This window comes from Candidatus Magnetominusculus dajiuhuensis (assembly GCF_046044395.1).
Taxonomy (GTDB): Bacteria; Nitrospirota; Thermodesulfovibrionia; order Thermodesulfovibrionales; family Magnetobacteriaceae; genus Magnetominusculus; species Magnetominusculus dajiuhuensis.
On the sequence record NZ_JBJUSG010000042.1, the window covers coordinates 1 to 11905 of the forward strand.

Annotated in this window: 6 protein-coding genes; all 6 read right to left on the reverse strand. The window is 52.2% G+C overall.

Going from position 1 to position 11905, the window contains the following annotated elements; genetic code table 11:
• Nucleotides 1-224: 224 nt before the first annotated feature.
• Nucleotides 225-2396 (reverse strand): SdrD B-like domain-containing protein, encoded by a 2172-nt coding sequence (locus tag AB7D94_RS07560; RefSeq protein WP_420265160.1) that lies wholly within the window; start codon nucleotides 2394-2396, stop codon nucleotides 225-227.
• An 86-nt stretch (nucleotides 2397-2482) separates the two neighbouring features.
• Entirely contained in the window at nucleotides 2483-5170 is a 2688-nt protein-coding gene (locus AB7D94_RS07565) for an ice-binding family protein (RefSeq protein ID WP_420265161.1), read from the reverse strand.
• 545 nt (nucleotides 5171-5715) lie between these two features.
• Nucleotides 5716-9336 (reverse strand): ice-binding family protein, encoded by a 3621-nt coding sequence (locus AB7D94_RS07570; RefSeq protein WP_420265162.1) that lies wholly within the window; start codon nucleotides 9334-9336, stop codon nucleotides 5716-5718.
• An 89-nt stretch (nucleotides 9337-9425) separates the two neighbouring features.
• The gene (locus AB7D94_RS07575; RefSeq protein WP_420265163.1) at nucleotides 9426-9599 is read right to left on the reverse strand and encodes a hypothetical protein; all 174 of its coding nucleotides are present in this window, start codon (nucleotides 9597-9599) and stop codon (nucleotides 9426-9428) included.
• A 452-nt stretch (nucleotides 9600-10051) separates the two neighbouring features.
• A complete protein-coding gene (locus tag AB7D94_RS07580; protein WP_420265164.1) occupies nucleotides 10052-11383 on the reverse strand; it encodes an FG-GAP-like repeat-containing protein in 1332 nt (443 codons plus the stop codon).
• The coding region (locus AB7D94_RS07585) for a hypothetical protein (RefSeq protein WP_420265165.1) at nucleotides 11271-11905 on the reverse strand (635 nt) is incomplete at its 5' end. The genes AB7D94_RS07585 and AB7D94_RS07580, both read right to left, overlap by 113 nt.

The following is an 11905-nucleotide window of genomic DNA, read 5'->3' on the forward strand; positions in this document are numbered from 1 at the left end:
CCCGGGGGGGGGGGCTGCTTTACTATTGTGACACAGTCTGGAAAGCGGGAATCCATGAGAGGGAATTACTGGTGTAAGTTTCTAATGCGATTGCCCTGGGATTGGAATTGTCTTGGGCCAGGCCAAACTGCCGGTTGAGCAGATTATCTACGTGGGTTGCCTCTATGAGGGGATGAGTGAATAGAGGCACCCACGCATACGTGTGGGTGCCTCCTGTTTCTGTGTTAACGTGTGCCGACTATGTGCCAGTTAGTATCTGAGACTGTTTGCAGCACTGCGGCGCTTGTTATTGTCGTGCCGTTCATATACCAGATAACGTTGTACCCGTAAACATTATTTCTCCAGAGTATGTCCGGTTTGCCGTCGCCATTGTAATCTGCGATACTCACGATTTCCCAGTTGGTGTCCGCAACCGTAAGGGCTGGCAGTGCGCCATAAGAGGTTAACGTTGTCCCGTTCATATACCAGTAGGCGATGTTGCCGGATTGCGTGTTCCTCCAAAGTATGGTCGTTGTGTTGTCACCCTTGAAGTCTCCCGTGCCCGCTATAACCCAGCTTGTGTCTGAGACAGTGGGTATAAAAGTCTCAGTTTGTGGAGTGATACCGCTCATGTGCCATACGACATCGTTGCCGGTAGAGGTATTTCTCCACAGTATATCAGTGTTGCCCATACCGTTGAAATTACCTGTCCCCGCAATCATCCAGTTTGTGTCTGATACGGTGGGCAGTAACACCTGCGATGTGACATTTCCTCTGTTCATGTGCCATACGACATTGTAGCCATACGTTTGGTGTCTCCATAGGATGTCGGTCTCAGAGCCGCCTCCAAAATTGCCTACGCCGACTATTTTCCAACTGACATCGGAAACGGTTGATAAAATTGTCATGCTCGGCGCAGCCATAGTGGCGTTGTCCCATATGACGTTCTGGCCTGATGAGTAGTTTCTCCAGAGCATGTCCGCCCTGCCGTCGTTAAAGAAGTTGCCTTTGATGGTCGGCCCGGACCCGGGGGTCGGTGTTGGCGTTGGGGTCGGTGTTGGTGTTGGTGTTGGGGTTGGCGAAGTCGTTGGGGTTGGTGTCGGCGTTGGCGAAGTCGTTGGGGTTGGTGTTGGTGTTGGCGTTGGTGAAGTTGAGGTGCCTGTGCCGCTTAACGCTATAGTCGTAGTGGCCGCGTTTGAGTTAATTTGTACAGTTGTTGATTTTGCGCCAGTGGAAGTAGGAGCAAATGTGGCAGTGATTGTACAACTGCTTCCAGGTGAAATCAAAGGCGTAAGGCTTGAACACGTACCGGCTGAGACTGTGAACATTGAACTGTCACCCCCTGTGTTCGCTATTGAGGTGATAGCAAGGTAAGAGCCTCCCGGGTTGTATATCGTAAATGTATTCGCAGAGGATAAACTCCCTGATAGTACCGAACCAAAATCCCATGTTGTGGGGGTTACGGATATGGAAGCCACAGTGCCGCCGCCACCACTGCTGGAAGCCGTAAAGTTATTTCCCATTGAGTCAGCGCCGCTTAATGTCACAGCGGTACTTGTCGGTGAGAATACAAGTCCTGACTTGGCGGGCGTTACAGTATAGCTTCCATCAGAAAGTCCCAAAAATCCATACATACCGTTGGCGCCTGTGGTGGTTGTACCGCTGGCAGCCCCGGTAAGAGTTACCGTTACCCCGCTTACGCCTATACCATTGGTGTAAATTACCCCTTGTATTGCATGGACGGTAGTTACGGCGTTCGATGCCTGAAAGTTCTGCGTAACGGCAGGTCCGCTCAACGTCATACTACCGCTTGTTGGACTGAAGGAATAGCCGCTGGCCCCTGGAATTACAGTATAGCTTCCGGTAGAAAGTCCTGTAAAAAAGTACATCCCTCTGCTGTCGGTAAATGTTGTGCCGCCGCCAGCTCCGGAAAGTACTACCATGACCCCGCTTACTCCGGTTGTCTCCAACTGATAACCAATTGAAATCGTCCCTGATATTGCGTTTGTTGCAGGTGCGGCAACGGTTGCCGTAAAGTTATTTCCCGTTGAGGCAGCACCCGTTATTACCACACTGCGACTTGTTGGGGAGAATGTATAGCCGCCAGCAGTTGGCGTTATCGTATAGCTTCCGTTAGCAAGGCCTATAAAACTATACATGCCGTTGCTGTCGGTAGTTGTCGTGGCGATGGCGTCTCCTGAAAGGATTACCGTTACCCCGGCTACTGCGTTTGATTCCAACGACTGGCCAACGGTAATTGCCCCTGATATTGAGCTTGTGGCCGCCGAGGCAAAAGAGCACATTAGTATCAGCGCAATAAATAGTGTGGCTACTTTGAGCATTGCCATTGGCCTTTTGCCGCTGAACATCTTATCCCTTCCACCTGTGTTATATTGTATCCTTTCATTGTCAAACATATTGTCTCCTTTTTCCCGTATCCTGACCTGTTTGGGTTAATAAAAAGAGGTGCCCATTACATATGTGGGCACCCCTGACGCAATTGCTAACGCGGACCTACTATGTGCCAACTACTCAGTGGAATCGTCAGCAGCATTTGGACGCTTTTTATTGTCGTGCCATTCATAAGCCAGAGAACATCATAACCGTAGGTTTTGTTTCTCCAGAGTATGTCAGGTTTGCCGTCGCCGTCGAAATCACCTGTACTGACGATTTCCCAGTCGGTGTCCACAACCGTAAGCGCCGGCAACGCGCCAATTGAGGCTACCGTTGTGCCGCTCATATACCAGTAGGCGATGTTGCCGGTCTGCTGGTTTCTCCAAAGTATAGTAGTTGAGTTGTCGCCCTTGAAGTCCCCTGTGCCTGCTATAACCCAGTTTGTGTCTGCCACAGGGCTTATTGCTACCTCAGATTGGGGAGTTATACCGCTCATGTGCCATACGGCGTTTGCGCCGGTAGAGGTATTTCTCCACAGTATATCGGTGTTGCCTGTACCGCTGAAATTCCCTGTCCCCGCAATCGTCCAGTTTGTGTCGGTTACAGTGGGCAGTATGCCTCCTGATCTGGCAGTTCCTCCGGTCATATACCATACGACATTGTAGCCGGCGGTTTGGTGTCTCCATAGTATGTCGGTTTCAAAGCCGCTTCCAAAATTCCCCACACCGACTAATTTCCAATCGGTATCGGTAACAATTGGTAAACTTGTCAGCTCTATTGAAGACACAGTAGTGACGTTGTCCCATATTGTGTTTTCACCAGTAGAGAAGTTTCTCCAAACCAGGCTTGCCTTGTGTGTTCCTGAGAAATCGCCTTTAACAATTATCGTAGGAGAAATTGTAAAGTTTGCCGTTACAACCACACCAGTACCTGAGTTCAGCTTACACGTCCCCGTACCGGAACAACCCCCGCCAGACCAGCCCGTGAAGCTTGAGCCTGTTGTGGCCGTTGCGGTAAGCGTAGTGGCAATCGTCGAAGTATATGCCGCGGCGCAATTATTGCCACAACTGATGTTGCCATCGGAACTCGTTACTGTGCCGATGCCTGTGCCGGTCTTTGATATTCCCAAAACAATCGTACCAGCCGGTGTCCACGCGTTGGCGATTGTGCAGGTGATGGTATTGCCCGCATCCGCACTCGTTATCGTCAGATTATCTCCGGCCAGCGTACCGCCGCCAGTGCAACTGTACACGGGCGAGTATCCGGTCGGCCCTGCCTCAGATAACGTATAGACGCCCACCGGTACTCTAATGGCCGCAAGAGGAGTCGTACCTGTGATTACCGTCGGGCCGGTTGATGAGCCCCCGGTCGCCTTCAGTATGAACTGTCCTACCGTGGCCGTACCGCCACCAGTGTTGTTCACAGTGGTCAGCAGGCTAAGATTGGCCGTACCAGCCGGTATCCATGTGTTGCGGATTGTACAGGCGATGCTATTGCCCGCATCCGCACTCGTGATTGTCAACTGATTGCCGGCCAACGTGCCGCCGCCACTGCAACTGTATGTGGGAGCGTATCCCGCCGGCCCTGTCTCCGTCAACGTGTATACGCCCAACGGCGCACTGGCAGCCGCCACCGGCGTCGTACCTGTTATTACCGTCGGGCCGGTTGTGATGTCGCCCGTTGCCGTCAGCATGAACTGTCCCGCCGTGGACGTACCTCCGCCTGTGTTGGTTACCGTCGTTAGCAGGCTAAGATTGGCCGTGGTAGCCGGGGACCATGTATTTGTGATTGTGCAGGTGATGGTATTGCCCGCATCCGCACTCGTGATTGTCAACTTATTAAAGGCCAACGTGCCACCGCCACTGCAACTGTACGAGGGCTTGTATCCCGTTGGTCCTTTGACCGTCAGCGTATAGACGCCATTCGGCGCATTAATAGCCGCCACTGGCGTCGTACCTGTGATTACCGTCGGGCCGGTTGTGGCGTCGCCCGTTGCCGTCAGCGTGAACTGCCCGGCCGTGGCCGTACCGCCACCAGTGTTGGTCACCGTAGTCACCAGGGCCAGCTTCGTCGTGATTGACTCGCAAGCGGTAGGGACAGTAATCGTATCCGCATTCATCGTGATTGTCCCGCCAGATGCTATAAGTCTTCCTTGCACGGTTGCAAGGTTTCCTATCGTAATACCGGCATTATCAATAATAGTTCCCGAAAACGTGGAGTTTGCCGCCAGTGTCGTTGCGGCGCCGGGAGCCCAAAATACATTGTTAGCGCACGCGCCATTATCCAGGAAAACAGTGGAATTGGCTGCTGTACCAAGCGCCGCTGATCTGAAGACGTAAACGCCGGAACCACTGAGGTGAACTGTTGAACCTATATTCATTGAGCCGGTGCTGAAATAACAACCAGGAGGGATTATCCCAGGGGTACCACCACCGATAGACACCGAGGCCAGATCAACCGCGGCTCCTAACGCGGTACAGGTTTGACCATTAATAGTCGCCAGAGCGGAGCTTTGATCCGATACCTGTGAGTCAACGCAAGGTACAAGTGTCGAGCCTGTAATTGCGGGAGGATTAACTGATGGTGTAGTCCAACAGACATTTCCATTGAGAGTGGTGGGGTTGGTAATAGTAAGAGTGCTGGAAGTGACTGCGAATGAGCTGTTCGATAAAAGGGCTGGCGCGGTGGCGGCCAACACAGGGGATGCCCCGCAAATAAGCGCAACTAATGCCAAAACCCAGATACCTGCCAAAATCTTTGAGCCTATCATCCGGTTAAGAGTATACTTATATATCATTTTTCATTCCTCCTTAACTATTGTTTTTCGATTGTTTAAATCTTCCTTCGCAAAACCGCATCCAGCAGTCTCCACCATTGAAGACCGGGAACTGATTATGTACATGACCTTCCTCCTTTTCTCTGTACCGTATCCGAAAACCAAACATAACAAACTACCCTGGCTGCTTCTGAGCCATAAGCAAACCACCTATTTAATTTCTGACTTCCTGAATACTGTCTCATCAGGTAAACACTTAATCAGAGCCTTTTCAACTAAATCGGTTAAGCTGCGTCCCTCAATTATGGCCTGAGCCTTGGCTTGCTTAACAAGATCTTTATCGAGTAGAAAAGTTGCTCGATGTTTACTTATACGATTAGTAGTCATAGTTACTATTATATCACAGCTTGTAGTAGTTGTCAAGTGTTATTATTACATATATATCAAATTGACAGAAAATATATTATATTGCCTGCAAGGCCAGCCCCGGCAGGTTCATATTACCACTCGTTTGGGGATGCTTTTGAGAAGAAGAGGCGCCCATGTGGGCGCCTCCGATGCAATTGTTAACGCGGGCCTACTATGTGCCAACTGCTATCGGGAATCGTTAGCAGCATTTGGACGCTTTTTATTGTTGTGCCGTTCATAAGCCAGAGAACATCGTACCCGTAGGCTTTGTTTCTCCAGAGTATGTCAGGTTTGCCGTCGCCATTAAAATCGGCTGTACTGACGATTTCCCAGTTGGTATCAGCAACCGTAAGTGCCGACAGCGCGCCAATGGAGGCTACCATGGTGCCGTTCATATACCAGTAGGCGATGTTGCCGGTCTGCTGGTTTCTCCAAAGTATAGTAGTTGAGTTGTCGCCCTTGAAGTCCCCTGTGCCTGCTATAACCCAGTTTGTGTCTGCCACAGGGCTTATTGCTATCTCAGATTGGGGCGTTATACCACTCATGTGCCACACGGCGTTTGCGCCGGTAGAGGTATTTCTCCACAGTATATCTGTGTTGCCCGTACCAATGAAATTCCCTGTCCCCACAATCGTCCAGTTTGTGTCGGTTACAGTGGGCAGTATGGCACCGGATCTCGCGGTTCCTCCGGTCATATACCATACGACATTGTAGCCGTAGACCTGGTGTCTCCATAGTATGTCCGTTTGAACACCGCTTCCAAAATTCCCCACGCCGACTATTTTCCAATCGGTATCGGTAACAATTGGTAAACTTGTCAGCTCTAATGAAGACTCAGAAGAGGCGTTGTCCCATATGGTGTCCTGGCCCGTAGAGTAATTTCTCCACATTATGGTTGCCCTGCCTATTCCTAAGAAATCTCCTTTAACAATCGGAGTAGGAATATTTTGAAAGTTTGCCGTTACAATCACGCCAGTGCTTGAGTTCAGAGTACATTTCCCTGTACCGGAACAACCACCGCCAGACCAGCCCGTGAAGGTTGACCCTGTGTCGGACGTTGCAGTAAGCGAAGTTGCAATCGGTGAAGCATATGATGAGGCACAAGTATTGCCACAACTGATGATACCATCAGAGCTTGATACTTTACCGGTGCCTGTACCTGTCTTTGATATTCCCAAAACAACCTTGCCAGCCGGTATCCACGCATTGGCGATTGTGCAGGTGATGGTATTACCAGCGTCCGCACTCGTGATCGTCAGATTATCTCCGGCCAGCGTGCCGCCACCAGTGCAACTGTACACAGCCGTGTATCCCGTCGGCCCTATCTCCGATAATGTATAGCGGCCCACCGGCGCACTAGTAGCAGCCACAGGTGTCGTACCTGCGATTACCGTCGGTCCTGTGGATGAGTCGCCGGTGGCCTTCAGTATGAACTGTCCCGTTGTAGCCGTACCGCCGCCAGTGTTGTTCACCGTAGCCAGCAGGCTAATACTGGCCGTAGTAGCAAATGAAGCTGTAAATATTGCCGAGACAGTAACATCAGAACTTGAGCTCATCGAACATGTCCCCGTGCCGGAACAACCCGCACCAGACCAGCCCATGAAGGTTGACCCTGTAGTAGCCGTTGCGGTAAGCGTAGCCGACATCGGTGAATCATATGAGGAGGAGCAAGTATTGCCGCAGTAGATGTGGCCATCGGCGCTTGTTACTAAGCCGCTGCCTGTGCCGGTCTTTGATATTGTCAAAGTAAGCGTTGGCGTCGGCGTCGGTGTTGGAGTTGGCGTCGGTGTTGGCGTTGGAGTTGGCGTCGGTGTTGGCGTTGGAGTTGGCGTTGGAGTTGGCGTCGGTGTTGGCGTTGGAGTTGGAGTAAGTGTAAAGTTTGCCGTTACAGTCACGGCAGTATTTGAGTTCAGAGTGCATGTCCCTGTACCGGAACAGCCCCCGCCAGACCAGCTTGAGAAGGTTGAGCCGGTGCCGGGCGTTGCGGTAAGCGTTGTGGCAATCGGTGGAGTATATGCGAAGGAGCATGTACCGCCACAGTTGATATGAGTATCAGCACTCGTTACTGTGCCGGTGCCGGTGCCGGTTTTTGAAATTCCCAAAATAACCGTACCAGCCGGGACCCATGTATTGGCGATTGTGCAGTTGATGGTATTTCCAGCATCCGCCCCGGTTATTGTCAAATTATCGCCAACCAGGGTACCACCACCAATGCAGCTATACACACTGGCGTATCCCGTTGGCCCTGTCTCCGACAGCGTATAAAGGCCCACCGGTGCAGTGACAGCCGCAACCGGAGTTACGCCGGTGATTACTGTTGGTCCGGTGGATGGGGCACCAGCCGCCCTCAGCGTGAACTGACCCGCCGTGGCAGCGCCGCCGCCCGTGTTGTTCACCGTCTTGAGAAGGCCAAGATTGGCCGTACCAGCCGGTACCCATGTATTGGTAATTGTGCAGGTTATGGTATTGCCCGCATCCGCCCCGGCGATTGTCAATTGATTACCGGTCAACGTGCCACCGCCAACGCAATTGTACGTGGGCGTGTATCCCGTCGGCCCTGTCTCTGTCAGTGTATAGACGCCCACCGGTGCACTGGCAGCCGCCACAGGCGAAGTACCAGTGATTACCGTCGGGCCGGTTGTGGCGTCGCCTGTTGCCGTCAGCGTAAACTGTGCCTTCGTCGCCGTGCCGCCGCCCGTGTTGACCACCGTCTTGAGCAGGGCAAGATTGGCCGTGCTAGCCGGGGTCCACGTATTGGTGATTGTGCAGGTGATGGTATTGCCCGCATCCTCACTCGTGATTGTCAACTTATTAGCGGCCAACGTGCCACCGCCGCTGCAACTGTACGAGGGCGTGTATCCAGTTGGCCCTGTCTCTGTCAGCGTATAGACGCCATTCGGCGCACTAATGGCCGTCACCGGCGAAGTACCAGTGATTACCGTCGGTCCGGTCGTGACATCGCCCGTTGCCGTTAGCGTGAACTGCCCCGCCGTGGCCGTACCTCCGCCTGTGTTGACCACTGTCTTCGTCAGGCCCAGCTTCGCCGTAACCGCCGAGCAGGAAGAAGGAACAGTAATCGTATCCGCATCTACTGTGACCGTCCCGCCCGATACCAGTAGTCTACCTGTCACGGTCGAAAGGTGCCCTATGGTGATACCGGCGTCATCAATGATAGTTCCAGAAAATTTAGTGCTTGCCCCAAAAGTCGTGGCAGAAGTGGGTGCCCAGAATATATTGTCAGCACAGGCGCCATTTTCCAGGAAAACTGTGGAATTGACCGCTGTCCCAAGCGCCCCATCTGTTCTGAAGATGTAAACGCCGGAGCCGCTGAGGTGAACGTTTGAGCCTATATTCATTGCGCCAACGCTGTGATAACAACCAGGAGGGATGACCCCCGGGGTACCACCATTAATAGTTACCGAGGACAGATCAATCGCGCCAGCAGGGAGTTCTGTACAGGTCTGGCCGACCAGAGTCGTCAGGGCGGAGCCTTGATCTCCTACTTGTGAGCCACTACAAGGCACGAGCACCGTGCCAGTAATCGTAGGTACACTGGCGGATGGTGTAGTCCAACAGACATTTCCACCCAGAGTGGTGGGGTTGGCGCTGGTAAGAGTACTGGAAGTGACCGCATATGTGCTGTTTGATAAAAGGGCTGGCGCGGTCGCCGCCAATGCGGGTGATGCCCCGCAAATTAGCGCGACCAATGCCAAAACCAAGAGACCAGCCAAACTCTTCAAGCCTATCATCCGGTTAAGGATATTTCTATCTGAATACATTTTGATTCCTCCTTACATTTTTGTTCGATTTTTAAACCTTCCTCTGCCGCATAACGGCATCCTGCCGGCTTTACTGTTACCTCCTGTGGTCAGGGGCGACCAAACCGCCGCCCCCAGTAGTCTCCACCACCACCAAAGACCGATAACTTTATGTTGTCCATTACTTTCCTCCACGATTCCTTAGTACCGTATCCGTAAGCCGAACATAACAAACCCGTTTGATATTGTTCGCCGGAAATCATTGCCTTATTAATAATTCCCAAAGCAAAAACCGCCTGCACAATAACTGCGGTCGCCGCTGACGACGCAAGAATTGAAGCTGCTTTTGAGCCTTGGGCACGCACCTATTTAATTTCAGTCTTCCTGAATACCGTCTCATCAGGTAAACACTTAATTAAAGCCCTTTCTACTAAATCGGTTAAGCTGCGTCCCTCAATTATGGCCTGAGCCTTGGCCTGCTTAACGACATCACGATTAAGTAGAAAAGTTGCCCTATGTTTAGTTATACGATTAGTTGTCATGATTACTATCATACCACGACATGTATCAGTTGTCAAGTGTTATTTTTACAAATATATCAAAACATATCAAACTGACAGAAAATATATTACATTGTCTGCGAAGACAGCTCCGGTAAGTCCACGCCACAACTCGTTCGGGGATGTTTTTGAGCGGATGAGGCACCCCCTCACATATAGGTGCCTCCGTGCAATTGTTAACGCGGGCCTGCTATGTGCCAACTACTGTCGGGAATCGTCAGCAGCATTTGGACGCTTTTTATTGTCCTGGCGTTCATAAGCCAGAGAACATCGTACCCGTAGGCCTTGTTTCTCCAGAGTATGTCAGGCCTGCCGTCGCCGTCGAAATCGGCTGTACTGGCGATTTCCCAGTTGGTATCGGCAACCGTAAGTGCCGGCAGCACACCACTTTCGGCCACGGTTGTGCCGTTCATATACCAGTAAGAGATTTTACCGGACTGCTGGTTTCTCCAAAGGATAGTGGTTGAGTTGTCGCCCTTAAAATCCCCTGTGCCCGCTATGACCCAGTTTGTGTCCGCAACGGGGGCTAATGCTATCTCAGATAGTGGAGTGATACCGCTCATGTGCCATATGGCGTTTGCCCCGGTAGAGGTATTTCTCCACAGTATATCGGTGTTGCCCGTGCCGCTGAAATTCCCTGTCCCCGCAATCGTCCAGTTTGTGTCAGTTACAGTGGGCAGCACGCCTCCTGACCTGGCAGTTCCTCCGGCCATATACCATACGACATTGTAGCCATAGACCTGGTGTCTCCATAGTATGTCAGTTTCAGTGCCGCTTCCAAAATTCCCCACGCCGACTAATTTCCAATCGGTATCGGTAACAATCGGTAAACTTGTCAGCTCTATTGAAGAGTCGGTAGTGGCATTGTCCCATATGGTGTCCTGGCCAGTAGTGTAATTTCTCCAAATTATGGTTGCCTTGCCTATTCCCAGGAAATCGCCTTTAACAATCGGCGTAAGGATAGTTTGAAAGTTTGCCGTTACAATCACGCCAACACTTGAGTTCAGTATACATGTCCCCGAACCGGAACACCCTCCGCCAGACCAGACTATGAAAAGTGACCCTGTGCTTGTCGTTGCAGTGAGCGTAGTGGCAATCGGTGAGGTATAAGCTGAGGCACAGGTATTGCCACAACTGATGTTGCCATCAGAGCTTGATACTATGCCGCTGCCTGTGCCGGTCTTTGATATTCCTAAAACAACCATACCAGTCGGCGTCCACGCGTTGGCGATTGTGCAGGTAATGGTATTGCCTGCGTCAGACCATAGTATTGTTATATTATCACCTGTTAGTATGCCGCCTCCGGTGCAACTGTACACAGCCGTGTATCCAGCCGGCCCGGTCTGAGACAACAGATAGACGCCCTTAGGTGCACTCGTAGCCGCCACCGGAGTCTTACCTGTGATTACCGTCAGTCCGGTCGCTGAATCGCCGGTCGCTGTCATCATAAACTGCCCCGTTGTGGCCGTACCACCGCCGGTGTTGTTCACCGTATTCAGCAGTATCATGCTGGCCGCCGGTGTTGGCGTCGGTGTTGGTGTCGGTGTTGGCGTTGGTGTTGGCGTTGGTGTTGGTGTCGGTGTTGGCGTTGGTGTTGGCGTTGGTGTCGGTGTCGGCGTCGGTGTCGGCGTCTGTGTTGGCGTTGGTGTTGGCGTCGGTGTCGGCGTTGGTGTCGGCGTCGGTGTTGGCGTTGGTGTTGGCGTTGGTGTTGGTGTTGGTGTCGGTGTCGGCGTCGGTGTCGGCGTCTGTGTTGGCGTTGGTGTTGGCGTCGGTGTCGGCGTTGGTGTCGGCGTCGGTGTTGGCGTTGGTGTTGGCGTTGGTGTTGGTGTTGGCGTCGGTGTCGGCGTCGGTGTCGGTGTTGGTGTTGGCGTTGGTGTTGGTGTTGGCGTTGGTGTTGGTGTCGGTGTTGGTGTTGGTGTCGGTGTTGGTGTTGGCGTTGGTGTTGGCGTTGGTGTTGGCGTTGGTGTTGGTGTTGGCGTCGGTGTCGGCGTCGGTGTCGGTGTTGGTGTTGGCGTTGGTGTTGGTGTTGG

Excerpts from the sequence above, each read along its gene's own strand:
- AB7D94_RS07560 (WP_420265160.1), bottom strand. The coding sequence starts at position 2,396 with ATGTTTGACAATGAAAGGATACAATATAACACAGGTGGAAGGGATAAG.
- AB7D94_RS07565 (WP_420265161.1), bottom strand. The coding sequence starts at position 5,170 with ATGATATATAAGTATACTCTTAACCGGATGATAGGCTCAAAGATTTTG.
- AB7D94_RS07570 (WP_420265162.1), bottom strand. The coding sequence starts at position 9,336 with ATGTATTCAGATAGAAATATCCTTAACCGGATGATAGGCTTGAAGAGT.
- AB7D94_RS07580 (WP_420265164.1), bottom strand. The coding sequence starts at position 11,383 with ATGATACTGCTGAATACGGTGAACAACACCGGCGGTGGTACGGCCACA.